We start from the raw sequence: 22,439 nt of genomic DNA on the forward strand, positions 1-22,439 counted from the left end.
TTTTATAAGCCGATTTGTCATCAACGGTCACCTGACCGGGCTTAAATGCTCTAATCGTCCCGTCGCGTCTTTATAGAAGAACCGTTTCGTCCATGGACATCAAACAACTCTGGGTCAATATCCAAGACCTCTGGGGTGCCCTTGACCAGCACCCGCTCCTGCATTCCAGCCTCGCCCTGATGTTGCTGCTGGTCATCGCCCTGGTGCTGGGACGGGTGGCGCGCTACCTGATCCTGCACGCGGCCAAGCTGCTTGGGCGTCAACCGGCCCTGCACTGGGTCAACGACCTGCGCCAGAACAAGGTCTTCCATCGCCTGGCGCAGATGACGCCGTCACTGATCATCCAGTTCGGCCTGCACCTGGTGCCGGAACTGAGCAAGACCAGCATGATTTTCCTGGGCAACGTCGCCCTGGCGTTCACCATCCTGTTCATGGTGCTGAGCCTCAGTGCCCTGCTCAGCGCCCTGCTGGACGTATACGCCCGCACCGAACATGCGCGTACCCGCTCGATCAAGGGCTACGTGCAACTGACGAAAATGGTGCTGTATGTGTTTGGCGCGATCATCATCGTCGCCACGCTGATCGACCGTTCGCCGCTGTTGCTGCTGTCGGGCCTGGGTGCGATGTCGGCAGTGATCCTGTTGGTCTACAAGGACACCCTGCTGTCATTCGTCGCCAGCGTGCAACTGACCAGCAACGACATGCTGCGGGTCGGCGACTGGATCGAAATGCCTCAGGTCGGCGCCGACGGTGATGTGGTGGATATCACGCTGCACACGGTCAAGGTGCAGAACTTCGACAAGACCATCGTCTCGATCCCGACCTGGCGCCTGATGTCCGAGTCGTTCAAGAACTGGCGCGGCATGCAGCAGTCCGGCGGGCGACGGATCAAGCGCAGCCTGTTCATCGACGCCAGCGGCGTGCGCTTCCTGCATGACGAGGAAGAACAGCGCCTGACCCAGGTGCGCCTGCTGACCGACTACATCGGCCGCAAGCAGGCCGAGCTCAAGGCCTGGAACGAGGCCCAGGGCAACGTCGCGGCGATGTCGGCCAACCGCCGGCGGATGACCAACCTGGGCACCTTCCGCGCCTATGCCCTGGCCTATTTGAAGAGCCACCCGGAGATCCAGCCGAACATGACCTGCATGGTCCGGCAGATGCAAACCACCGCCCAGGGTATCCCGCTGGAAATCTACTGCTTCACCCGCACCACCGCATGGGCCGACTACGAACGCATCCAGGGGGATATTTTCGATTACCTGCTGGCGGTGATGCCAGAGTTCGGATTGAGCCTGTACCAGCAGCCGAGCGGCACGGACTTGCGTTCAGGGTTGCTGCCGGCGGTGTTGGGGGCGAGCTCAATGTCGGAACCGCAGAAGCAGGTGATCTGAAACCACCACGGTTCCCCTGTGGTAGATCCCCTGTGGGAGCGAGCTTGCTCGCGATAGCGGTGTGTCAGAAACATAAATGCTGACTGATGCTCCGCCATCGCGAGCAGGCTCGCTCCCACACGGGTTTAGTGTGACGGCTGAGGCTGGCGTACCCCCAACCGACTGATCCACACCGCCGCCAATATCACCGACCCACCCAGCAACAAGCGCCCCAGGTCCTCGTGCTGGTTCCAGATCAGCAGGTTCACCAGCAGCCCCACCGGCACGTGCAGGTTGTTCATCACCGCCAGCGTCCCGCCGTTGACCAGGCAGGCGCCTTTGTTCCACCAGTACAACCCCAACGCGGTGGAAACCAGGCCGAGGAACACCAGCACGCCCCATTGCAACGGCGCTTCTGGCCAGAAATCAGTCTTGCCGAACAACAGGAATGCCGGCAACGCCACCATCAACGCACCGAGATAGAAATAGCCGAAACGCCGGTAGTGCGGCAGGTCGCTCGGGTGTCGGGCCACTAGGTGTTTGTAGAGCACCTGCCCGGCCGCGTAGGTGAAGTTGGCCAGTTGCAGCAGCAGGAAGCCCATGAAGAAATCCGGGTTGATCCGGTCGTAGCGAATCACCGCCGCGCCGGCCACGGCCACCAGCGCCGCGATCAACGCCCAGGGATTGAAGCGCCGGTTCAGCGCGTCTTCGATCAAGGTCACGTGCAAAGGCGTAAGGATGGTGAACAGCAGCACCTCGGGCACCGTCAATACTCGGAAGCTCAGGTACAGGCAGACGTAGGTCACGCCGAACTGCAAGGCACCGATCAACAGCATGCCACGCATGAACGACGGTTCGACCTGACGCCAGCGGGTCAGCGGAATGAACACCAGCCCGGCCAACAGGACCCGTACCAGTACAGCGAAGTAACTGTCCACATGTCCTGCCAGGTACTCGCCGATCAGGCTGAAGGAAAATGCCTGGATCAATGTCACAAAAAGTAGATAGCCCATATCGCCCCTCGTTTCGGATGGCGGCGAAGATAGCGGTTTTTGAGGACTGTAACGAGCAGATAATAGGAACTGGCTAGCCCCGTCGCAGCAGGCAAAAAAAGCAGTACTTCATGATCGAAAGGAAGAGAAACGTTGTGGCGACGTCAAATCGGAACAAGAGCTGTTTTAACCGGTTATCTATAGGCATGCTTACCGCTCTGCTGTCGGCTGGCATTGCCAACAGTTTCGCAGAGGATAAGGAAGTCAAAGAAATGCAGAGTATTCAGTTCCAAAAGGTCATTGATCTGAGCCACATCATCAGCCCGACCATTCCACTGTGGCCTAACGATCCCCCAATGACATTCGATGTGGTGGCTTCGCAGGAAAAAGACGGTTATTACTTGCGGCGCTTTAGCATTGGTGAGCACAGCGCGACTCATATGAACGCTCCAAATAGTTTTCACCCCAATGCCATTGGGATTGATGCCTATGAACCGGCGTCACTGGTACGGCCTGCTGTCGTGATCGATACACGTCCCCTGACTCAAGACAATCCAGATTATGTAATTGGCATCCAGGATATAGAAAAATGGGAACAGACCCATGGACACATTGATCAGGGATCTGTCGTGCTGTTTTATACAGGGTGGCAAGAGCTCTGGAACGATCCTAAGCGCTTTATCAATGAGGATGAGAAAGGTCCTCACTTCCCGGGTGTTGGTGCTGCTGCCACAACGTTTTTGCTTGAAGAACGCCGGATAGCAGGAGTCGGTATCGATACACATGGTGCTGATCCGGGCCAAGACACGGTTTATGCCACCAACAGTCAAATCCTGGCTAAAAATGGGATTGTCCTGGAGTGCTTGACCAATCTCGATCAGTTACCCGCGAAAGGCACGACACTGGTCATTGGAGTGCTTCGCTTGAAAGAGGGGTCGGGCTCTCCTGTTTCCGTCATGGCATTTGTACCCTGAACTCACCTCAACTTGAAATTTCAGCCACTACCGGAGCACGAGCCTGGCGCTGCTGCCGGTAGTGCTGGATGAAACCAAGGCTCTGCATTCGAACACACAAGGCTTTAGCTCAAGTTTGCCCGCTTCATTTTTTGCAAGACATCTGTGCCCCTCATCAGAAAAAAAAAAGCCCGATCTCGCTAAAGCGTTCAATCGGGCTGATGCACTCAGGAGCAATAAGTGCAAAGGGAGGTTCGATGCGCAAAACGGTTTGAAGGGAAGCGCCAGGTCACTAGACCACCTGGCGATTACCCGAGGATTAACGGATCAGGCGACCTGGGACAATTTGGCGTTGGCCTGATTCAGGCCCTTCTCCTGGAAGTCGCCACCCAGGTTCATGCCTTCGGCATGGATGAAGGTCACGTCGTGGATGCCGATGAAGCCCATGACTTGGCGCAGGTAGGGTTCCTGATGGTCGGTGCTGCCACCGGCGTGAATGCCGCCCCGGGCGGTGAGCACGAAGGCGCGCTTGTCGGCCAGCAGGCCCTGGGGGCCGGTGGGGGTGTATTTGAACGTCACGCCGGCACGCAGCACATGGTCGAGCCAGGCCTTCAACGTGCTGGGAATGGCGAAGTTGTACATCGGTGCAGCCATCACCAGTACGTCGGCGGCCAGCAACTCATCGGTCAGTTGGTTCGAACGTTCCAGCGAGGCGTTTTCAATGTCGTTGCGCTGCTCGACAGGCTTCATCCAGCCACCCAGCAGATTGGCATCCAGGTGCGGCACCGGGTTGACGGCCAGGTCGCGGACGGTGATGTCGTCGGCCGGGTGCGCAGCTTTCCACTGGCTGATGAAGGTCTGGGTCAGTTGACGGGAAACCGAGTCTTGCTGGCGGGCACTGCTTTCGATGATCAGAACGCGGGACATGGCTTGTAGGCTCCATCTGAGAATGTTGTCAGTCGATGGAGTGGAGGTTAAACGCGAGCATATCGATGAAAAAGCGCAAATAACTGCTGTAATGCATCGATATTTTCGTTTATAAGCGGAGCAGGCACGATCACCTGCTCTGTTGCCGGGCTATTTCGGCTGACAGGTCAGCTTGATGCGCAGCTTGATGATGTTGCGGTTGAACTTGGCCGTGGCGTTCTTGAACTTGCCGGCGGCGACTTCGATCTTGCGGGTGCGCGGCGCCTCGGGGCCGTTGTTGAACACCACGGTGCAGGCCGCGTCGGTGCTGCCGTAGTTGTTGACCTGGATAGAGCCGATGTCGGCATCGGTGTCATAGGCGGTGTAGTCGATGCTCAGGCCGTTGAGGTGTTTTTCCACATCGATCGGGTAGGCAAACGCAGTCAGTGGCAGCAAGGCCAGCGCCACACAACAGATTTTCTTCATTCGGCAGTCTCCACCAAGGGACCGCCAGCTTAGGACAAGAGGAGCTCATTATGAAAGCGCCCCGCGTGACCCTTGATCAATGGCGAACCTTGCAAGCCGTGGTGGACCACGGTGGTTTCGCCCAGGCCGCCGAAGTGCTCCATCGCTCCCAGTCATCAGTGAGCTACACCGTGGCCCGCATGCAGGATCAGCTCGGCGTGCCGTTGCTGCGCATCGATGGACGCAAGGCCGTGCTGACCGAAGCCGGCGGGGTGCTGCTGCGCCGCTCGCGGCAACTGGTGAAACAGGCCAGCCAATTGGAAGACCTGGCCCACCACATGGAGCAAGGCTGGGAAGCGGAAGTGCGCCTGGTGGTCGACGCGGCCTACCCCAACGCCCGCCTCGTTCGCGCCTTGACCGCGTTCATGCCGCAAAGCCGTGGCTGCCGGGTGCGGCTGCGCGAAGAAGTGTTGTCGGGTGTCGAAGAAGTGCTGCTCGAAGGCGTGGCCGACCTGGCCATCAGCGGCTTCAGCATTCCCGGTTACCTGGGGGCGGAGTTGAGCGACGTGGAGTTCATCGCGGTGGCCCATCCCGAGCATGCCCTGCACCGCCTCAATCGCGAACTGAACTTCCAGGACCTGGAAAGCCAGTTGCAAGTGGTCATCCGCGACTCCGGCCGCCAGCAGCCTCGCGACGTCGGCTGGCTCGGCGCCGAGCAGCGCTGGACCGTGGGCAGCCTGGCCACCGCCGCGAGTTTTGTCGGCAGCGGCCTGGGCTTCGCCTGGCTGCCCCGGCACATGATCGAACGAGAACTCAAGGAAGGCGTGCTCAAGCGTCTACCCTTGGAACAGGGAGGCAGCCGCAACTCGACCTTCTATCTTTTCTCGAACAAGGAAAAACCCCTGGGCCCGGCCACGCAAATCCTGATCGAATTGCTGCGCACCTTCGACACCGCGCCGCTGGATGCGCCGTTCGCCGCCCCTGAACAAGCCTGACAAGGATTTCGCCGATGGCCTATTTTGCACACGAAGGTTGCGACCTGCACTACGAGGAATACGGCCACGGCACGCCTTTGGTGCTGGTCCATGGGCTGGGCTCCAGCACCCGCGACTGGGAAAAGCAGATCCCGGCATTGTCCGCCCGCTACCGCCTGATCGTGATGGATGTGCGCGGTCATGGCCGCTCTGACAAACCCCGCGAGCGCTACAGCATCGAAGGTTTCAGCGCCGACCTGAGCGCCCTGATCGATCACCTGGACCTGGGCCCGGTGCATTTGGTGGGCTGGTCCATGGGCGGCATGATCTGTTTCCAATTGGCGGTGGATGAGCCCGAACGGATCAGGAGCCTGTGCATCGTCAACAGCGCGCCGGAGGTCAAGGTCCGCACGCCCGACGATTGCTGGCAATGGTTCAAGCGCTGGAGCCTGATGCGCCTGCTCAGCCTGGAAACCATCGGCAAGGCCCTGGGCGCCAAGCTGTTTCCCAAGCCCGAGCAAACCGAATTACGCTTGGAAATGGCCCGGCGCTGGGCAAAGAACGACAAACGTGCTTATCTCGCCAGCTTCGATGCAATCGTGGGGTGGGGCGTTCAGGAACGACTTTCACAGGTCGCCTGTCCAACCCTCGTCATCTGCGCCGACCACGACTACACCCCGGTGGCGCTGAAAGAAGCCTATGTAAAGCGGCTGCCCAATGCACGTCTGGTGGTCATCGCCGATTCACGGCACGCTACCCCGCTGGATCAACCCGAACGCTTCAACCAAACCCTGCTCGACTTTTTGACCGCAACCGATTCCACCACTCAGGATCTCTGACCCCATGCTGAAAAAAATCGCCCTCGCCGCCGGCACCGTATTGTTTGCCGCCAACCTGATGGCCGCCACGCCCGCCAAGGCCCCCCATGTATTGCTGGAGACCACCAACGGCCAGATCGAAATCGAACTGGACCCGGTCAAGGCCCCCATCACTACCAAGAACTTCCTTGAGTACGTGGACAGTGGTTTCTACAACAACACGATTTTCCACCGTGTGATCCCGGGCTTCATGGCCCAGGGCGGCGGCTTTACCACACAGATGCAACAGAAAGATACCAAGGCACCGATCAAGAACGAAGCCAGCAATGGCCTGCACAACGTTCGCGGCACCTTGTCGATGGCGCGTACGTCCAACCCGGACTCGGCCACCAGCCAGTTCTTTATCAACGTAGCCGACAACGCCTTCCTCGACCCGGGCCGTGACGCCGGTTACGCAGTGTTCGCCAAAGTGGTCAAGGGCATGGACGTGGTCGACATCATCGTCAACTCCCAGACCACCACCAAGCAAGGCATGCAAAACGTGCCGATCGACCCTGTGCTCATCAAGTCGGCCAAGCGCATCGACTGAAGCGGCACACGGCAAGCCTGGGCGGCGCGGTCATTCCGCACCGCCCATTAGCAAAAAGGAGAGCCCCTGCCAGGGCATTTACTGATGGTTTTTCGCCGTTTCGAAACACTGATCGATATCTTCCGCGACGCCCCGAGCTCGGCCCCGCCGAACCGCGTCCTGCCCTTCTACACCTATTATCTGAAACAGGTCTGGCCCAGCTTCGTCGTGCTGCTGGTGGTGGGCCTGATCGGCGCACTGATCGAAGTGGCGCTGTTCAGCTACCTGAGTCGCATCATCGACCTGACCCAGGGCACACCCAATGTGGACTTCTTCAAGATCCACGGCCTGGAGCTGGCCTGGATGGCCGTGGTGGCGCTGGTTTTCCGGCCCATCTTCGTGGCCCTGCATGACCTGCTGGTGCACCAGACCCTGAGCCCCGGCATGACCAGCCTGATCCGCTGGCAGAACCACAGCTATGTGCTCAAGCAGAGCCTGAATTTCTTCCAGAACGACTTCGCCGGGCGCATCGCCCAGCGCATCATGCAAACCGGCAACTCCCTGCGCGACTCGGCGGTCCAGGCGGTGGATGCTCTGTGGCACGTACTGATCTACGCCGTCAGTTCCCTGGTGCTGTTCGCCGAAGCCGACTGGCGCCTGATGATCCCGCTACTGATGTGGATTGCCGCCTACATCGGCGCACTCTGCTATTTCGTGCCACGGGTCAAGGAGCGCTCGGTGGTGTCGTCCGATGCCCGCTCCAAACTCATGGGGCGGATCGTCGACGGCTACACCAACATCACCACCCTGAAGCTGTTCGCCCATACCAATTTCGAACAGCAATACGCCCGCGAAGCCATCCAGGAGCAGACGGAAAAAGCCCAGTTGGCTGGCCGCGTGGTGACCAGCATGGACGTGGTCATCACCAGCATGAACGGGTTGCTGATCGTCGGCACCACGGCGCTGGCCTTGTGGCTGTGGACCCAGTCGCTGATCAGCGTGGGCGCCATTGCCCTGGCGACCGGACTGGTGATCCGCATCGTAAACATGTCCGGTTGGATCATGTGGGTGGTCAACGGCATCTTCGAAAACATCGGCATGGTCCAGGACGGCCTGCAGACCATCGCCCAGCCGGTCAGCGTCACCGACCGCGACCAGGCCAAGCCCCTGGCGGTGGCCCGGGGCGAGGTGCGTTTCGAGCATGTGGATTTCCACTATGGCAAGAAAAGCGGGGTCATCGGCGACCTTAACCTGACCATCAAGCCTGGCGAGAAAATCGGCCTGATCGGCCCGTCCGGCGCGGGTAAATCCACCTTGGTGAACCTGCTGCTGCGCCTCTATGACGTGCAAGGCGGGCGCATCCTCATCGACGGCCAGGACATTGCCGAAGTCGGCCAGGAAAGCCTGCGCGAGCGCATTGGCATGATCACCCAGGACACCTCGCTGCTGCATCGCTCGATTCGCGACAACCTGCTCTACGGCAAACCCGACGCCACCGATGCGCAACTCTGGGAAGCCGTGCACAAGGCCCGGGCCGATGAATTCATCCCATTGCTGTCGGACGCCGAAGGCCGCACCGGCTTCGATGCCCATGTGGGTGAGCGCGGGGTGAAACTGTCCGGCGGCCAACGCCAGCGCATCGCTATCGCGCGCGTGCTGCTCAAGGACGCGCCGATTCTGATCATGGACGAAGCGACCTCGGCACTGGACTCGGAAGTCGAGGCGGCGATCCAGGAAAGCCTCGAAACCCTGATGCAAGGCAAGACCGTGATCGCCATCGCCCACCGCCTCTCCACCATCGCCCGGATGGACCGATTGGTGGTGCTGGAAAATGGCCGCATCGCCGAAACCGGCAGCCATGCCGAATTGCTGGCCCACGGTGGGTTGTATGCACGGCTGTGGCAGCATCAGACGGGTGGGTTCGTGGGGATCGATTGATTCCTACCTGACACAGCTGACCCCGTGGCGAGGGAGCTTGCTCCCGCTGGGGCGCGAAGCGCCCCCCAAATCCGCGCTCCAATGCAATCAATCGGTTGGACAACCTGCCTTGTCGGGGCTGCTGCGCAGCCCAGCGGGAGCAAGCTCCCTCGCCACAGGGTTCGGTGTCAGCCCTGCCGATACGGCAGTGCCGTCCTGGCCTCTTCGGCGTACGCTAGCACCCCCTCCTGCTCGCGCACGAGAAAATCCGCCACTGCCGCTTTCAACCCCGGATGACGCAAGTAATGCCACGAGCGGGTAATCACCGGCTCGAAGCCGCGAATCAACTTGTGCTCACCCTGGGCGCCGGCGTCAAAGCGCTGCAAGCCTTGGGCAATCGCGTAGTCCATGCCTTGGTAGAAACAGGTCTCGAAGTGCAGCCGGTCGAACTCCGCCAAGCACCCCCAGTACCGTCCATAGAAACTGTCGCCGCCCACCAGGCTGAACGCCATCGCCACCGGCCGTGAACCTTGCTTGGCCAGCACCACACGAATGGCTTCGGGCATGCGTTCGGCCAACAGGCTGAAGAATGTCCGGGTCAAGTACGGCGCCTGCCGTCGTATCGCGTAGGTGTTAGCGTAACAGGCGTAGACAAAATCCCACTGTGCCTCGTCCAACTGATGACCTTCGAGCCATTCGAACGCGATGCCCTGCCCCGCCACTTGTTCGCGTTCCTTGCGCATCTGCTTGCGCTTGCGGGAACTGAGGGCATCGAGAAAGTCCTGGAAGTCGCGATAACCGCGATTTTGCCAGTGATACTGGCAGCCGATCCGCTGCAGCCAGCCGTCTTGCCCGGCAAGTGCAGCGTCGGTGAAGGCATCGGTGAAGTTGATGTGGGCACTGGAAAGCCCTTCGATTTCCAGGTAGCCGGGCACGCTGCCAAGCAACTCCAGACCGTCTTCCATCCGTGCCGCCAACAGCCGCGGCCCACTGACCGGGCTGAACGGTACCGCCGTCAACAGCTTGGGGTAGTAATCGATGCCGGCGCGGGCGCAAGCGTCGGCCCAGCCGTGGTCGAACACGTATTCACCGTAGGAATGCCACTTGCGGTAACTGGGCAAGGCCGCCAACAGCTGGCCGTTTTCAACGTGCAACAGATGCTCGGCTCGCCAACCGGATTGCGGACCCAGGCTGGCGCTGTCTTCCAGGGCACCGAGGAAGGCGTGGCGTAGAAAAGGCTGGTTGGCGGGCACCAACGCGTCCCACTCGTGCGGGGCGATGGCGGACAGGCTGTTCAAGACGTGAAACGGCATGCGATTCCTCGAAAGCCAGACGACGGATGGAGCGAGTATCGCCGATCCTGACCGAGCGCACATAAAAAAACCCCGCCGGTGGCGGGGTTGGAAAGGAGCATTAACGGATGAAGAAAAAGCTCTGTATCAAGTCAGCGCGATTCAGAACACGTACTGGGCACGGACTACGAAACCGTCGCCATCGTCATCGCCATTGGCGTTGGTGACTTTGTCGGTCTTGGCCTTGACGTAGGCACCGGTGATTTTCACCGCTTCGTTGGCGTACCAGTTCACGCCCAGATTGTGCACCTTGGCTTCGGCATCGCCCACTTCACGGGTCGCCGAGGCTGTGGTGATGTTGTCGTCTTCGACGGTCATGCTGTCGAAGCGGTAGAACACTTCCCAGGCGCCGATGGATTTGTTCTGAGGCTTGATCGCGTCAAACTTGCCGACCTTATACCCACGGGACTCACCAGTGATGGTGTAGGCACCCTGGACGTAGAAGCCGTGGCCTTTGAGGTCTTCGAAGGCGTCGCTGTCAGCCTTGGTCTTGCGGGAGATGTATTCACCCTGGATCGACGCTGGCCCCATGGCGAAAGCGGCTTCCAGGCCGAAGGCGGTGTCAGTGTCGTACGAACCGGCCGGCGAGTTGTTGGCGCCGCCCAGGACCGGACGGTTGCCGTTAGGACCGGCATCGTTGCCACCCAGGGTTTCAACGCCACGCATGCCCAGGCGGGAGCGATAACGTGCATCGAACGCGGTGTCCGAAACGTCACGGGAGGCCACGTTCAGACCGAAGTGCAGCACGTTGCCAGCTTCGTGCATCGGAGCGAAGACGAAGCGACCGTTGACTTGCTTGACGCTGTCGCCGTCGGTGTCGTCGGTGTCCTTGCTGAACACGCCGGCCGAAGCATAGAACGAATCAGCGAAGGTGCTGGACGCCTGGATGCCCAGGCCGTTCTGATGGCTGTTGGTCCAGTCGATCAGGTCGTAGGCAGCGTTACGCTCAGGCGCGGTCACCCACTTGGAGCTGGTGGCTTTTTCCAGGCCGAAGTCAGGGTCGAAACGACCGACCTTGATCGACACCGGCTTGAAGCCGTTGTAGGCCAGGGACGCTTCGTCGAAGTAGCCATTATCGGAGTCGCCACTGTTGTGGGACATGTCGTAGTTGATGGTGTAGGCCCAATCCGTGTACAGCACGCCGGACAGTTCCAGGAACGCGCGGCGGATATAAGCGGCATCGGCCGACTTGCCGTTGTCGGTGTAGATGCCATCGAACTGGCTGTAGTCAGCCTGCAAACGACCGCCGAGCTTGAAGCTGAACTCTTTGTCAGTGGTAGCGACCTCGAGGCCGCCCTTGGTTTTGACCACGATATCGGCGCCATCGGTGGTGACGGTGCCGGCGAAAGCCTGGGCGGTTACTGCCATTGCCAGTGCGCTGGCGGCAACACCTGCGAAGTGCTTACGGATCATCGAAGAATTCCCCTGTTGGTAGTCTATGCGTTAGAAAACACGCGGAACTGGGCCCGCTGGTGTTGGGAGGGGATGTTGGCGACCGGTTGTGTCAGGCGAGTTGCTATCACATAAAGATTTTATGACAGAGGAACTTTTTACTTCGAATGGGAATAACACCATGGGGGGGTGATGTGTCAGGTGTCAGCGGATGTTTCTGCGACGCTCGGCGGCGAGTTTCTCGGCGAGGTTATCCAGGTCGGGAACGGGGGCTTCAGGAAGCTTTTTGAGGGTCGCCTGCATCAGGCGCATCTGACGGATGAAGCGTCGGCAATTGGGGCAGAACATCAAGTGATGACGCACCATCAGGCGTTCACGAAAGCTCAGTTGTCCATCGAGATAATCGCTGGAGCGCGCCACTTGTTCCTTGCAGGTCAGCATTCGCCGGTTTCCTCGAAATGTTCAACAGTCGCGAAGACCTTCAGTCGGGCACGATGCAACAGCACACGGACATTGGAGAGCGAGATACCCAACAGATTACAGATTTCGTCCAACTCCAGGTCTTGCTGTTCCCGCAGGGTCAGTACGCTGCCTTGCAGCTCCGACAGGCTGAGCAACGTGTGCTCCAGGCAATCACGCAATTCACTCATCGTGAGCAGCGCTTCGGGCGTGTCCTGGTGCCAGGCGAACGGCGCCAGCAGCCAATGGCCGTCCGCAGCGAAACGGTCATCGCCGAGGGTACCGTGGGGGGCCGGAAGGTCATCGAGCAGCACTTCCCGACGGTTCTGCTTGTAGCGACCCTTGGCGGCGTTGGCCGTGATGGTCAACAGCCAGGTCTTGAGGCTGGAGCGCCCCTGGAAACCACCGAGATTGCGCACCACGGACAGCCAGGCGTCCTGCACCACTTCGTCGGCATGGCGACTGCCGACGATGGCATAGGCCACGGCACGCATCGGGCTCTGGTAGGCGCTGACCAGTTCCTTGTAGGCCTGCTGCTCACCAGCCAGGAGGCGTTGGAGCAGGAGGGTGTCGTCGGTGGCCGTCATTCAACGCCCCATTACCTTGCAAGACTGATGATTTTTCTGTGGCGAGGGAGCTTGCTCCCGCTCGGTTGCGCAGCAACCGCAAAATCCTGGCGCCGCTTCGCAGCCCAGCGGGAGCAAGCTCCCTCGCCACAAAAGCTGAAGCAGCCCGGATCGGATCAGTGCTTACGCAAAATCACACTGCCAATCGAATACCCGGCACCGAAGGAACTGAGGACGGCGACCGAGCCGCTGGGCAGGTCATCCTGGTACTTGTGGAACGCGATCACCGAACCGGCCGAACTGGTGTTGGCGTAGCGGTCGAGAATCACGGGGGCTTCCGCTTCGGTGGCTTCGCGTCCCAGCAGTTTGCGCACGATCAGGTGGTTCATGCTCAAGTTGGCCTGGTGCAGCCAGAAACGTTTCACGTCGCCAACGTTCAGCTGGTTTTCTTCCAGATGGGCACCGATCAATTCGGCCACCATCGGGCAGACGTCGCGGAACACCTTGCGGCCTTCCTGGACGAACAGCTTGTCGCGGCTGCCGATGCCCTCTTCCGCGGCGCGGTTGAGGAAACCGAAGTTGTTGCGGATGTTATTGGAGAACTTAGTGAGCAGCTTGGTGCTGACCACGTCGAACTGGTACGGCGAGGTCGCCAGGTCCGCCCGCTCGATGATCACGGCAGTGGCCGCATCGCCGAAGATGAAGTGGCTGTCGCGGTCGCGGAAGTTCAAGTGGCCGGTGCAGACTTCCGGGTTGACCATCAGGATCGCCCGGGCCTGACCCTGTTGCACACTGTTGGCCGCGGCCTGGATACCGAAGGTCGCCGAGGAACAGGCCACGTTCATGTCGAAACCGAAACCTTCGATGCCCAAGGCTTCCTGGACTTCGATGGCGATGGCCGGGTAGGCACGCTGCAGATTGGAACAGGCGACGATGACCCCGTCGATGTCGGCGGCCGTGCGGCCGGCGCGCTCCAGGGCTTGTTTCGCAGCGCCGACGGCCATTTCGCAGAGCACCGACCACTCGTCGTTGGAGCGCTCGGGCAGGCGTGGGGTCATGCGGTGCGGATCGAGAATGCCATCCTTGTCCATGACAAAGCGGCTCTTGATGCCCGAGGCCTTTTCGATGAACGCAGCGTTGGATTCGGTCAATGCCTCGACTTCACCCCGCTCGATGGCCTCGGCGTTGTCGGCGTTGAATTGCGCGACATAGGTGTTGAAAGATTGCACCAGCTCTTCGTTGGAAATGCTGTTGGCCGGGGTGTACAGGCCGGTGCCGCTGATGACGACGTTATGCATGGGTCGTGTCTCTGATCTGTTCAGGCAGAAAGTATTGGCACCGACGTACCAATACACAAAGGGACTTTTCCCATCCGGGGAAGCAGCCCTGGCATCGCTTTATTCCGGATCCGCCCGTGGCATTGAAGCTCAAAACCACGGAACCGGCATTTATAGGCGCGAAGTTTGCCATAAACGCTGGCGTTTGGCCCATTCTCCCTCACTTACAACACAAAACCCTGTGGGAGCGGGCTTGCTCGCGAAAGCGGTGGATCAGCTTGCATCAATGTTGAATGTGCAATTGCATTCGCGAGCAAGCCCGCTCCCACAGGGGGTATGAGTATCATCTGACTTCTGCGATCAACCTTCCACCACGCTCCACTGCTTGCCCAGGCGCTTGTCGGAAATCGGCACCTTGGTACCCAGTTGCTGGGCGAACAGTGACACCCGATATTCCTCCAGCCACCAGCGGTACAACTCCAGTTGCGGGTCGCGCTTGCCTTCCTGGGCGTGTTTGCTGGCGCGGGCCTGGTATTGGGCCCAGAGGTTCGACAGCTCGCCGCTCCAGACCCGGTCTTTCTGCACCTGGCTGCCCAGCTTCTCGAAGCGTTGCTCGATGGCCTTGAGGTAGCGCGGCAGCTCCTTGAGCCACTGATGCGGTGTTTCCCGCACGAAGCCCGGGTACACCAGGTGACTGAGCTGCTGCTTGATGTCGTTCAACGCCACGGCCTGGGCCAGGTCGATCTTGCCCTTGAAACGTTTTTGCAGGCCATGCCAGAGCTTGAGGATGTCCAGGGTCAGCTTCGCCAGGCGTTCGGCGTGTTCGGTCCAGCCGCCGCGCTTGCGCTCGGCCAGGGCAGCCAGGGCGGCGCCGTCGCGGGGCAGGCTCGCTTCACCTTCGAGCACACAGCTGTCGAGGCTGGCGAGCAGGATATCTTCCACCAGGCCGTCGATGCGGCCCAAGTCGCGGTACAGCAGGCCCAACTCCGTCAACCCGGGCAGCTTGCCCCGCAGGAACTTGGCCGATTCGGCCAATTGCTGCATGAGCAAGCGTTGCAAGGCACGGCGATGCTGGAATTCGGCTTCGGCCGGGGTCGGGAAACGCCCTTCCTTGACCACGCCGCCCTCTTCCACCAGCGCCGGATAGACCGTCATCGACAACCCGGCGATCTTCTGCTGGGTTTTCTCGGCCACCGGCGCGAAGACCTTCGCCTCCACCGGTGCCTGGCTTTTTGCCGTTTGCGGCACGGCCAAGGCCGCCTGGCTGGCCTCGGCAAAGCGTGCTGTCAGCTCGGCCAGGTCGCGGCCCTCACCGAGGAACTTGCCTTGGCCGTCGACGATTTCCAGGTTCATGCGCAGATGGCTTTCCACCTGCTGGGCCGCTTCCGCCCAAGCTTCGTCGCTGACCCGCGCACCGGTCATGCGCAGCAGCTCACGGCCCAGGGACTGCGGCAACGAGCCCTCGGCGAAGGTGATGCGTTGCAGCGCCGCCTTGACGAAGTCCGGCACCGGCACGAAGTTCTTGCGCAGCGCCTTGGGCAGGTTGCGCACCAGGGCGATGCACTTGGCCTCGATCATCCCCGCTACCAGCCATTCCAGGCGTTCCGGCGGCAGCATCGGCAACAACGGCGCCGGCACACGCAAGGTCACGCCGTCGCGGGGATGGTTGGGCTCGAAGTGGTAGCTCAGCGGCAAGGTCAGGTCGCCGACACGCAAGGTGTCGGGGTACTGCGTGGCGGTGACCTCGCTGGCCTCGCGGGCCAACACGTCTTCCTCGCGCATGATCAGCAATTGCGGGTCTTTCTGGCTGTTGATCCGGTACCAGCTGTCGAACGTCGCGGTCTGGTGGATCTCCGCCGGCAAACGTGCATCGTAGAACGCGAACAGGGTTTCCTCGTCCGCCAGGATGTCGCGGCGGCGGGCCTTGGCTTCCAGTTCGTCGAGTTGCTCCAGCAAGCGGGTATTGGCGCCCAGGCACTTGGCCTTGGACTGGATCTCGCCGCGCACCAGCGCCTCGCGGATGAACAGCTCACGGGACACCACCGGGTCCACGGGCCCGTAGTGCACCGGCCGCCGACCGACGACGATCAGCCCGAACAGGGTGATCTGCTCATAGGCCACCACTTGCCCGCGCTTCTTCTCCCAATGGGGTTCGAAGTGGTTTTTCTTGATCAGGTGTCCGGCCAGCGGTTCGATCCAGTCCGGCTCGATCTTGGCCACCATGCGCGCGTACAACTTGGTGGTTTCCACCAACTCGGCGGTCATCAGCCACTGCGGACGTTTCTTGCCCAGGCCCGACGAGGGGTGGACCCAGAACCGCCGCTGGCGAGCACCGAGGTAATCACCGTCTTCGGTTTTCTGGCCGATCTGACTGAGCAGGCCCGAGAGCACCGCTTTGTGCAGTTTCGGGTAATCGGCCGGGTCCTTGTTGAGGCTCAATTGCATGTCACGGCAGATCAGGCTCAACTGACGATGGGAATCACGCCACTCGCGCAGGCGCAGGTAATTGAGGAAGTTCTTGCGGCACCAATTGCGCAGCGGGCTGGCGGTCAGGGCCTGGCGCTGCTCTTCGAAACCGCGCCACAGGTTGACCAGCCCGGCGAAGTCCGAGTCGGCATCTTTCCATTGGGCATGAGCTTGGTCAGCCGCTTGTTGGCGCTCAGGTGGACGTTCGCGCGGGTCCTGGATCGACATGGCGCTGGCGACGATCAACACTTCCTGCAGGCTGCCCAGCTTCGCCGCTTCCAGCAGCATGCGGCCCATGCGTGGGTCCACCGGCAGGCGCGCCAACTGCCGACCGAGCGGGGTCAGCTGACTGTTGCGATCCACCGCCGAGAGTTCTTGCAGCAGGTTGAAACCGTCGCTGATGGCCTTGCCATCCGGCGGCTCGATGAACGGGAAATCGGTGATCTCGCCGAGGCGCAGGTGCAGCATCTGCAGGATCACCGCCGCCAGGTTGGTGCGCAGGATCTCGGGATCGGTGAACTCCGGCCGCCCAAGAAAATCTTCCTCGCTGTACAACCGCACGCAAATCCCCGGCTCGACCCGCCCGCAGCGCCCCTTGCGCTGGTTGGCGCTGGCCTGGGAAATGGCCTCGATGGGCAAGCGTTGGACCTTGGCCCGGTAGCTGTAGCGGCTGATGCGCGCGGTACCGCTGTCGATCACGTAGCGGATACCCGGCACGGTCAGCGAGGTTTCGGCGACGTTGGTCGCCAGCACCACGCGACGGCCCGGGTGGGACTGGAAGATCCGCTGTTGTTCGGCCGGCGACAAGCGCGCATACAGCGGCAAGATCTCGGTGTGCTTGAGCTGGGCCTTGCGCAGCATCTCCGCCGCGTCGCGAATCTCCCGCTCACCCGGCAGGAACACCAGCACATCCCCAGGGCTGCGGCGCTCGCTGCGCTCATAGGCGGCGATTTCATCGAGGGTGGCGAGGATCGCCTGGTCAACGGTCAAGTCGTCCTCGACCCGGTTGCCTTCCTCGTCCTGCTCCAGGGTCAGCGGGCGATACCAGGTTTCCACCGGGAAGGTGCGGCCCGAGACTTCCACGATCGGTGCGTCGTCGAAATGCTTGGAAAAGCGCTCCAGGTCGATGGTCGCCGAGGTGATGATGACTTTCAGGTCCGGGCGGCGCGGCAGCAGGGTCTTGAGGTAGCCCAGCAGGAAATCGATGTTCAGGCTGCGTTCGTGGGCTTCGTCGACGATGATCGTGTCGTAGCGCTCGAGGTAGCGGTCGTTCTGGGTCTCGGCCAGCAGGATGCCGTCGGTCATCAGTTTGATCAGAGTGTTGGCGTCGCTCTGATCCTCGAAGCGCACCTGATAACCCACCAGCGCCCCCAACGGCGTGGCCAGCTCTTCGGCGACACGGCTTGCGACGCTGCGGGCGGCGATCCGGCGCGGCTGGGTGTGGCCGATCAAACCGTGCTGGCCGCGGCCGATTTCCAGGCAGATCTTGGGCAACTGCGTGGTTTTGCCCGAGCCAGTCTCGCCGGCGATGATCAGCACTTGGTGTTTGAGCAGCGCCTCCTTGATTTCGTCACGCTTGGCGGCGATCGGCAGATTGTCGTCATAGCGGATCACCGGCAGGCTCGCCTTGCGCGCCAGCACCTGATCGCACGACGCCTGCATGCGCGTCACCCACTGGGCCAGCTTGGCCTCGTCGGGCTTCTTGCGCAGCTCGAGCAACTGGCGCCGCAACCGGTGACGGTCGGCGAGCATGGCGTGGTCGAGGTTTTTCAGCAGCTTGTCGATAGCGGGGGCTTGGTCAGTCATCAGGTACGCAAGGGTCGTCGGTTTATGCAGGGGCGGATTGTCGCAGATTTGCGGCCATTGCGCCGAACACGCGAAGCAGCCCACCGCCATACCCTTGTGGGAGCGAGCTTGCTCGCGATGGCAGTGGTTCAGCCTGCATTGATATTGACTGAGATACCGCTATCGCGAGCAAGCTCGCTCCCACAGGGTTTTGCGCAGAGTTAGGGGTTATTCGTTGTCCAGGTCTTTACGCCGATACGGGAACACATCGATCACCTTCCCCGCCCGGATCGCCTCCTGCAGGCTTTTCCAGTAGTCGGCGTTGTACAGCTCGCCGTGCAACTGGTCGAACAGCTTGCGCTGCCCGGCGTCGGCGAACAGGAACGGTGGGAATTCTTCGGGGAACACGTCCAGCGGTCCGATGGAATACCAGGGCTCGGAGGCCATTTCGTCTTCCGGGGTACGGGGCTCGGGGATATGGCGGAAATTGGCTTCGGTGAGGAAGCAGATTTCATCGTAGTCGTAGAACACCACGCGACCGTGGCGGGTCACGCCGAAGTTCTTGAGCAGCATGTCGCCGGGGAAGATATTGGCCGCCGCCAGTTGCTTGATCGCCAGACCATAGTCTTCCAGTGCCTCGCGCACCTGGTCCGGGTTGGCGTTTTCCAGATAGAGGTTCAGGGGCGTCATCCGGCGCTCGGTCCAGCAGTGCCGGATCAGCACCGTCTCGCCTTCCACCGACACCGTAGACGGCGCCACTTCCAGCAGCTCCTCCAGGCAGGCCGGCTCGAACTTGCTCAGGGGAAAGCGGAAATCGGCGAACTCCTGGGTATCGGCCATGCGCCCGACCCGGTCGACGCTTTTCACCAGGCGGTACTTCTCGATCACCGTGGCCCGGTCGACGTTTTTCGACGGCGAGAAGCGGTCCTTGATGATCTTGAACACCGTGTTGAAGCCCGGCAGCGTGAATACACTCATGACCATGCCGCGCACGCCGGGGGCCATGATGAACTGGTCGTCGGTGTTCGCCAGGTGGTTGATCAGCGCCCGGTAGAACTCGGACTTGCCGTGCTTGTAGAAACCGATGGAGGTGTACAACTCGGCGATGTGCTTGCCCGGCAGGATGCGCTTGAGAAATCCGATGAATTCCGCCGGCACCGGCACGTCCACCATGAAGTACGAGCGGGTGAACGAGAAGATGATCGACACCTGCGCCTCGTCGGTAATCAGCGCATCGATCTGGATACCCCGGCCCTCGCGGTGCAGCAGCGGGATCACCAGCGGCCATTGGTCGTCGCGGGTAAAGATCCGGCCCACCAGGTAGGCGCCCTTGTTGCGGTAGAGCACCGAGGAAAACAACTCCACCGTCAGTTCCGGGTCCTTGCAGACCCAGTCCGGCAGGTTCTCCCGAAGCTGGGCTTCGAGGCGCTGCAGGTCGCCTGGCAAGTCGCCGTAGTCTTCGCTGAACCGGTAATCGGCGAACACGCTCGCCAGCATCCGATCCAACTGCCCCTGGGGCTTGTAGGTACGGGTCTGGGCGGCACGAGCCCGGCGCAGGCTGGGCCGGGTGGTGTGGATGAACATGGTGCCATCGCTGATCAGGTCGTGGCTGAACAGCCCGCAGAAGATCGAGTTGTACCAGGTTTCCGACAGCTCATCGTCGAAACGCAGGTCGATCAGGCTGATGTAGGCGCTTTTGACCAGCGGCCAGCAGCCCACATCCATCAGTGTTTCGTCATCGAAGGCCTTGTGCAGCTTGGCGACGGTTTCGAAGACTTTTTCTTCATACAAATTGATCCGCGCCGCCGACGCCGCTTGGGCCTCCAGCCACCGTGCCTGCTCGAACCGGGCGCGAGCGCCGTCGGTGATCTGCCGGAAATGCTCACGATAATCGTCGAAGCCGTCGAGGATCGAACGGGCGATTTCGAGGGCGGGCCATGGCTGCGTCATAGGGTAAACCTCGGCGGGTCATGCTTGTTATTGGCGACTGAGCTTAGAGGCCAATCACGCGCCAACGCAACCATTGCCATCGCTATGCAGGGCGGCGACACTTGCCACCCCATCAAGGAAGGAGTGGCTCGTGAACCTCGTCGATATCCTGCGTTTACTGTCATTGGCCGCCATCTGGGGGGCCAGCTTCCTGTTCATGCGCATCATCGCCCCCGTCATTGGCACCCTCCCCACTGCATTCTTTCGCGTGTCCATCGCCTTCGTCGGGCTGCTGGTGATCCTGGCCCTGATGCGCGTCGACTGGAATTTTCGCGGCAAACTCAAAGTCGTGATGATGCTGGGCCTGATCAACTCGGGTATTCCGGCCACGTTTTATTCGCTGGCGGCCCAGGTGCTGCCAGCCGGCTATTCGGCGATTTTCAATGCCACTACGCCATTGATGGGAGTGTTGATCGGCGGCTTGTTCTTCAGCGAACAACTGACCCTGGCCAAGGTCAGCGGTGTCTTCCTGGGGCTGCTCGGCGTTGGCATCCTGACCCGCGCCGGCCCGGTGGCCTTCGACCTGCAACTGTTGATGGGCGCCCTCGCCTGCCTGCTGGCCACGACCTGCTACGGCTTTGCCGGTTTCCTCACCCGGCGCTGGCTCGATCACCAAGGAGGCCTGGACAGCCGCCTCTCGGCCCTGGGCAGCATGTTCGGTGCCACGGTGTTCCTGCTGCCGCTGTTTGGTTACAGCGTCATCAGCCAACCACCGGCCAGCTGGGGTGGCTGGAGCGTCTGGTTGTCACTGCTGGGCCTGGGCCTGGTGTGCACCGCCCTGGCGTACATTCTGTACTTCCGCTTGCTCAGTTCCATCGGCCCGGTCAAATCCATGACCGTGACGTTCCTGATCCCGCCGTTCGGCGTGTTGTGGGGGGCGTTGCTGCTGGATGAGCCGTTGGGGATGGCGCATTTGTATGGCGGGGTGTTGATTGCGGCGGCGTTGTGGTTGGTGTTGAAACCTGGGGTGGTGAAACCGGTTCAAGCGTCCGCCCGGTAGTTAATCGGTGCGGTTAAAAATGCCTTCGCGAGCAAGCCCGCTCCCACAAGGCCTGTACATAACCTGTGGGAGCGGGCTTGCCCGCGAAAGCAATGGTGCAGTCACTAAATAGCTAAGGGCTAACGGCTCTTACGAAACACAAACACCAACCCCACGATGATCAGCGCCATCCCCAGCCAGCTCAACAACGCCAGCCGATTGCCAAACACCAGGTAGTCCATGATCGCCGTCACCGCCGGCACCAGGTAGAACAGGCTGGTGACATTGACCAGGTTGCCACGGGCAATCAAACGGTACAGCAGCAACGTCGCCAGTACCGACACCACCAGCCCCATCCACAACACCGGCACGAAGAACCCCGTGTTGTATTCGAAGTGAAACGGCTGGAACGGCACGAACACCGCGCACAACACCAACCCGGCCAGGTACTGCACCGGCAGCGTGCCCAGTGGGTTATCGGTGATGCGTTTCTGCATGATGGAACCGGCCGTCATGCTCACCAGTGCCAGCAACCCGCACACCATCCCCGACAGGGACATGCCGGCCAGGCCGATGCCCTGGTACACCACCATGACCAACCCGACCAAGCCCAGCACCAGGCCGAACATCCGCGACCAGGAACGCTGACGTTCCATGAGCACCACGGTCAGGATCGGCTGCACACCCATCAGGGTGGCCATGACCCCGGGCGTGACACTCATTTGCAGCGCCAGCAGATAAAAAATCTGATAGGCGCCCAGCAGCACCAAGCCGGTGGTCACCGCGTACAGCATCGGCCTGCCGGTCTTGGGCAGCTTGAACTTGAGCATGGGGATCAACAGCACCAATGCGAACAGCGCGATGGCAAAACGGATCAGCAAAAAGGCGAAAGGGGAAGCGTGGGCCAGGCCCAGCTTGGAAAAGATCGCCCCGCTGCTCCACAGCAAAACGAACAGGCTCGTGGAAGCCGCCGCCAATAAGGCGTTTTTGGAAAGGGAAAACATGGAATACCACCTGTAGTCAGGCAAAAAGCCAACTCAGCCGAAGCTGAAGTCCAGTAGTTTTTTTCAGGCGGGCGCAGGGGATGGCAACCGTTGCCGATCAGCCCTGAATGCCAACACCCGGCGGTGATACGACGGCGTACACCGATGAGCTACTGACAGGTGGGGGGTATTGACCGATCTGCGCAGGCTGCTGATTCCCACACGGCA

At 60.9% G+C, this 22,439-nt stretch carries 18 protein-coding genes; 7 read left to right on the forward strand and 11 right to left on the reverse strand.

All coding sequences use genetic code 11. The features are described from left to right. The first annotated feature begins 92 nt into the window (after nucleotides 1-92). Entirely contained in the window at nucleotides 93-1,391 is a 1,299-nt protein-coding gene (locus tag BT125_RS20685) for a mechanosensitive ion channel family protein (protein WP_072409789.1), read from the forward strand. 125 nt (nucleotides 1,392-1,516) lie between these two features. Here the strand turns inward: BT125_RS20685 and BT125_RS20690 are convergent, their stop codons facing one another. Continuing rightward, entirely contained in the window at nucleotides 1,517-2,383 is an 867-nt protein-coding gene (locus tag BT125_RS20690) for a carboxylate/amino acid/amine transporter (RefSeq protein WP_072409791.1), read from the reverse strand. 185 nt (nucleotides 2,384-2,568) lie between these two features. Between BT125_RS20690 and BT125_RS20695 the strand changes: the two genes are divergently transcribed. After that, complete coding sequence (locus BT125_RS20695) at nucleotides 2,569-3,336, forward strand: cyclase family protein (RefSeq protein WP_170866858.1); 768 nt, start codon at nucleotides 2,569-2,571, stop codon at nucleotides 3,334-3,336. Between the two features lie 306 nt (nucleotides 3,337-3,642). Here BT125_RS20695 and BT125_RS20700 read toward each other — a convergent pair whose 3' ends face one another. Together BT125_RS20700 and BT125_RS20705 are read right to left on the reverse strand one after the other, a co-directional pair. Next, the gene (locus tag BT125_RS20700; protein WP_072409793.1) at nucleotides 3,643-4,242 is read right to left on the reverse strand and encodes an FMN-dependent NADH-azoreductase; all 600 of its coding nucleotides are present in this window, start codon (nucleotides 4,240-4,242) and stop codon (nucleotides 3,643-3,645) included. Between the two features lie 150 nt (nucleotides 4,243-4,392). After that, entirely contained in the window at nucleotides 4,393-4,707 is a 315-nt protein-coding gene (locus BT125_RS20705) for a 3-phosphoglycerate kinase (protein WP_072409796.1), read from the reverse strand. 50 nt (nucleotides 4,708-4,757) lie between these two features. Between BT125_RS20705 and BT125_RS20710 the strand changes: the two genes are divergently transcribed. From BT125_RS20710 to BT125_RS20725, 4 genes are all read left to right on the forward strand, one after another. Next, complete coding sequence (locus BT125_RS20710) at nucleotides 4,758-5,681, forward strand: PA3225 family LysR-type transcriptional regulator (protein WP_060738713.1); 924 nt, start codon at nucleotides 4,758-4,760, stop codon at nucleotides 5,679-5,681. A 14-nt stretch (nucleotides 5,682-5,695) separates the two neighbouring features. Beyond that, the gene (locus BT125_RS20715) at nucleotides 5,696-6,499 is read left to right on the forward strand and encodes an alpha/beta fold hydrolase (RefSeq protein WP_072409798.1); all 804 of its coding nucleotides are present in this window, start codon (nucleotides 5,696-5,698) and stop codon (nucleotides 6,497-6,499) included. Between the two features lie 4 nt (nucleotides 6,500-6,503). Next, nucleotides 6,504-7,067 carry a peptidylprolyl isomerase gene (locus BT125_RS20720; protein WP_072409800.1) on the forward strand — a complete coding sequence of 188 codons (564 nt, stop codon included), beginning with the start codon at nucleotides 6,504-6,506 and terminating at the stop codon, nucleotides 7,065-7,067. A gap of 84 nt (nucleotides 7,068-7,151) precedes the next feature. Then, complete coding sequence (locus BT125_RS20725) at nucleotides 7,152-8,984, forward strand: ABC transporter ATP-binding protein (protein WP_072409802.1); 1,833 nt, start codon at nucleotides 7,152-7,154, stop codon at nucleotides 8,982-8,984. A gap of 167 nt (nucleotides 8,985-9,151) precedes the next feature. Here BT125_RS20725 and BT125_RS20730 read toward each other — a convergent pair whose 3' ends face one another. The 7 genes from BT125_RS20730 to aceK all read right to left on the reverse strand — a co-directional run bounded on the left by BT125_RS20730 (nucleotide 9,152) and on the right by aceK (nucleotide 20,210). After that, entirely contained in the window at nucleotides 9,152-10,276 is a 1,125-nt protein-coding gene (locus BT125_RS20730; RefSeq protein WP_072409804.1) for a GNAT family N-acetyltransferase, read from the reverse strand. A 141-nt stretch (nucleotides 10,277-10,417) separates the two neighbouring features. Then, nucleotides 10,418-11,728: an OprO/OprP family phosphate-selective porin gene (locus tag BT125_RS20735; RefSeq protein ID WP_072409806.1), complete on the reverse strand. Its 1,311-nt coding sequence runs from the start codon at nucleotides 11,726-11,728 to the stop codon at nucleotides 10,418-10,420. Nucleotides 11,729-11,911: 183 nt separating this feature from the next. Further along, nucleotides 11,912-12,148 (reverse strand): anti-sigma factor family protein, encoded by a 237-nt coding sequence (locus BT125_RS20740; RefSeq protein ID WP_072409819.1) that lies wholly within the window; start codon nucleotides 12,146-12,148, stop codon nucleotides 11,912-11,914. Further along, nucleotides 12,142-12,753 (reverse strand): RNA polymerase sigma factor, encoded by a 612-nt coding sequence (locus BT125_RS20745; protein WP_072409821.1) that lies wholly within the window; start codon nucleotides 12,751-12,753, stop codon nucleotides 12,142-12,144. The genes BT125_RS20740 and BT125_RS20745 overlap by 7 nt, the downstream gene beginning before the upstream one ends. Before the next feature lie 155 nt (nucleotides 12,754-12,908). Further along, a complete protein-coding gene (locus BT125_RS20750; protein ID WP_072409823.1) occupies nucleotides 12,909-14,030 on the reverse strand; it encodes a beta-ketoacyl-ACP synthase III in 1,122 nt (373 codons plus the stop codon). 339 nt (nucleotides 14,031-14,369) lie between these two features. Continuing rightward, entirely contained in the window at nucleotides 14,370-18,281 is a 3,912-nt protein-coding gene (gene hrpA / locus BT125_RS20755; protein ID WP_072409982.1) for an ATP-dependent RNA helicase HrpA, read from the reverse strand. A gap of 207 nt (nucleotides 18,282-18,488) precedes the next feature. Further along, a complete protein-coding gene (gene aceK / locus BT125_RS20760; RefSeq protein WP_072409825.1) occupies nucleotides 18,489-20,210 on the reverse strand; it encodes a bifunctional isocitrate dehydrogenase kinase/phosphatase in 1,722 nt (573 codons plus the stop codon). Between the two features lie 130 nt (nucleotides 20,211-20,340). Here aceK and BT125_RS20765 point away from each other — a divergent pair, with 130 nt between their 5' ends. Then, a complete protein-coding gene (locus BT125_RS20765; RefSeq protein ID WP_072409827.1) occupies nucleotides 20,341-21,249 on the forward strand; it encodes a DMT family transporter in 909 nt (302 codons plus the stop codon). A 119-nt stretch (nucleotides 21,250-21,368) separates the two neighbouring features. Here BT125_RS20765 and BT125_RS20770 read toward each other — a convergent pair whose 3' ends face one another. Then, nucleotides 21,369-22,232, reverse strand: a complete 864-nt coding sequence (locus BT125_RS20770) for a DMT family transporter (RefSeq protein ID WP_072409829.1) — start codon at nucleotides 22,230-22,232, stop codon at nucleotides 21,369-21,371. Nucleotides 22,233-22,439 lie beyond the last annotated feature (207 nt).

Origin of the sequence: Pseudomonas sp. NFACC04-2 (assembly GCF_900119265.1) — a bacterium.
GTDB lineage: Bacteria > Pseudomonadota > Gammaproteobacteria > Pseudomonadales > Pseudomonadaceae > Aquipseudomonas > Aquipseudomonas fluorescens_AA.

Bases quoted from the DNA above. Each gene is read 5' to 3' on its own strand.
- BT125_RS20715 (WP_072409798.1), top strand. From the start codon at position 5,696: ATGGCCTATTTTGCACACGAAGGTTGCGACCTGCACTACGAGGAATAC.
- BT125_RS20710 (WP_060738713.1), top strand. From the start codon at position 4,758: ATGAAAGCGCCCCGCGTGACCCTTGATCAATGGCGAACCTTGCAAGCC.
- BT125_RS20770 (WP_072409829.1), bottom strand. From the start codon at position 22,232: ATGTTTTCCCTTTCCAAAAACGCCTTATTGGCGGCGGCTTCCACGAGC.
- BT125_RS20750 (WP_072409823.1), bottom strand. From the start codon at position 14,030: ATGCATAACGTCGTCATCAGCGGCACCGGCCTGTACACCCCGGCCAAC.
- BT125_RS20730 (WP_072409804.1), bottom strand. From the start codon at position 10,276: ATGCCGTTTCACGTCTTGAACAGCCTGTCCGCCATCGCCCCGCACGAG.
- BT125_RS20685 (WP_072409789.1), top strand. From the start codon at position 93: ATGGACATCAAACAACTCTGGGTCAATATCCAAGACCTCTGGGGTGCC.
- BT125_RS20745 (WP_072409821.1), bottom strand. From the start codon at position 12,753: ATGACGGCCACCGACGACACCCTCCTGCTCCAACGCCTCCTGGCTGGT.
- BT125_RS20690 (WP_072409791.1), bottom strand. From the start codon at position 2,383: ATGGGCTATCTACTTTTTGTGACATTGATCCAGGCATTTTCCTTCAGC.
- BT125_RS20700 (WP_072409793.1), bottom strand. From the start codon at position 4,242: ATGTCCCGCGTTCTGATCATCGAAAGCAGTGCCCGCCAGCAAGACTCG.
- hrpA (WP_072409982.1), bottom strand. From the start codon at position 18,281: ATGACTGACCAAGCCCCCGCTATCGACAAGCTGCTGAAAAACCTCGAC.
- BT125_RS20740 (WP_072409819.1), bottom strand. From the start codon at position 12,148: ATGCTGACCTGCAAGGAACAAGTGGCGCGCTCCAGCGATTATCTCGAT.
- aceK (WP_072409825.1), bottom strand. From the start codon at position 20,210: ATGACGCAGCCATGGCCCGCCCTCGAAATCGCCCGTTCGATCCTCGAC.
- BT125_RS20695 (WP_170866858.1), top strand. From the start codon at position 2,569: ATGCTTACCGCTCTGCTGTCGGCTGGCATTGCCAACAGTTTCGCAGAG.
- BT125_RS20725 (WP_072409802.1), top strand. From the start codon at position 7,152: ATGGTTTTTCGCCGTTTCGAAACACTGATCGATATCTTCCGCGACGCC.
- BT125_RS20735 (WP_072409806.1), bottom strand. From the start codon at position 11,728: ATGATCCGTAAGCACTTCGCAGGTGTTGCCGCCAGCGCACTGGCAATG.
- BT125_RS20705 (WP_072409796.1), bottom strand. From the start codon at position 4,707: ATGAAGAAAATCTGTTGTGTGGCGCTGGCCTTGCTGCCACTGACTGCG.
- BT125_RS20720 (WP_072409800.1), top strand. From the start codon at position 6,504: ATGCTGAAAAAAATCGCCCTCGCCGCCGGCACCGTATTGTTTGCCGCC.